The organism is Raoultibacter timonensis (genome assembly GCF_900240215.1).
GTDB lineage: Bacteria > Actinomycetota > Coriobacteriia > Coriobacteriales > Eggerthellaceae > Raoultibacter > Raoultibacter timonensis.
Map to the genome: position 1 here is coordinate 2269217 of NZ_LT964679.1, position 1411 is coordinate 2270627.

Here is a 1411-nt window from a genome sequence, read left to right on the forward strand (position 1 = left end):
GGTAGCCGAGGCGCTGGCGGCGCGCAAGGCAGGCGGCAAAGGCGCCAAGCACAGCGAGCCCGCCAAGAAGGCCCCGGTTCTCGGTGCGAAGCCCAAATCGTCATTCGATTCGCTGCTTTCCCAGATCGAAAGCGAGAAGGCCCGTATCGAGCAGCAGAAGGCCGAGCGCCAGAACGCTCCCAAGCAAGGGGCTGCGAACCAGCAGCGCCAGAAGCCCCAGCGCGTTGATAAGAAGCAGGGTGCTCCCAAGCCGCAACAGCAGTCGAAGCGTTCGTTCGAACCCGAGGTTCCCGAGTTGAACCAGCAGGCCACGGGCGAGGATCGCTATGCCCAGATGGCCGTACAGGCCGAGAAGCTCCAGCGTGACAAAGTGCTCGCCGAGGCGCGCGCAGCCGTCGAGGCGGCAACGCAGGAGGGTGGCGAAGGCCGCCGCAAGAAGCGCAAGGAAAAGCGCGAAGCCGAAAACCGCGAGCGCTTGGAGCTCGAGGCCATCGAGAAGGGCCTCGATCCCACGCTCGTGCTCGACGATTCGGTCGTCGAGGTTGCGCAGGGTACTACGGTTTCCAAGTTCGCCGAGCTGCTCGGCGTGCAGCCCAACGACATCATCAAGCGCCTGTTCATGCTCGGGCAGGTGCTCACGCTCACGCAGTCGATGGGAGACGATCTCATCGAGCTTATCGCCGACGATATGGGCCGCAAGGTTCGCGTGGTCTCCCCCGAGGAGGAGTACGCCGTCGTGTTCCACGACAAGGAAGAGGATCTCAAGCCCCGTCCGCCGGTTGTGACCGTTATGGGGCATGTCGACCACGGCAAGACCTCGTTGCTCGACGCGATCCGCCATACCGGCGTTGCCGAGGGCGAGGCGGGCGGCATCACCCAGCACATCGGCGCATCGGTCGTCGAGATCGACGGGCGCCAGATCACGTTCATCGACACGCCCGGCCACGAAGCCTTTACGGCGATGCGCGCTCGCGGCGCGCAGGTGACCGACGTCATCGTGCTCGTGGTTGCCGCCGACGACGGCGTCATGCCTCAGACCATCGAGGCGATCAACCACGCGAAAGCGGCGAACGTGCCCATCGTCGTGGCTGTGAACAAGATCGACAAGCCCGGTGCCAACCCCGATCGGGTACGTCAGGAGCTTACCGAATACGGCGTCATCCCCGAGGAGTGGGGCGGTACGAACATGTTCGTGGAGGTTTCCGCAAAGCAGAAGCTCCATATCGACGACTTGCTCGAAACGATCCTTTTGCAGGCGGATGTGCTCGAGCTCAAGGCGAACCCCGATGCGTTCGCGTCGGGCTTCGTCATCGAAGCGAACCTCGACAAGGGCCGCGGCCCGGTTGCCACGGTGCTCGTGCATCGCGGCACGCTGCGTCCGGGCGATTCGATCGTCGCGGGTACGTCGTAC

1 protein-coding gene is annotated in these 1411 nt (G+C 64.3%); it reads left to right on the forward strand.

The window, feature by feature from the left end; all coding sequences use genetic code 11:
- Nucleotides 1-1411, forward strand: a 1411-nt coding sequence (gene infB, locus C1722_RS09985) for a translation initiation factor IF-2 (RefSeq protein ID WP_102379102.1), incomplete at both ends; no start/stop codon positions are given.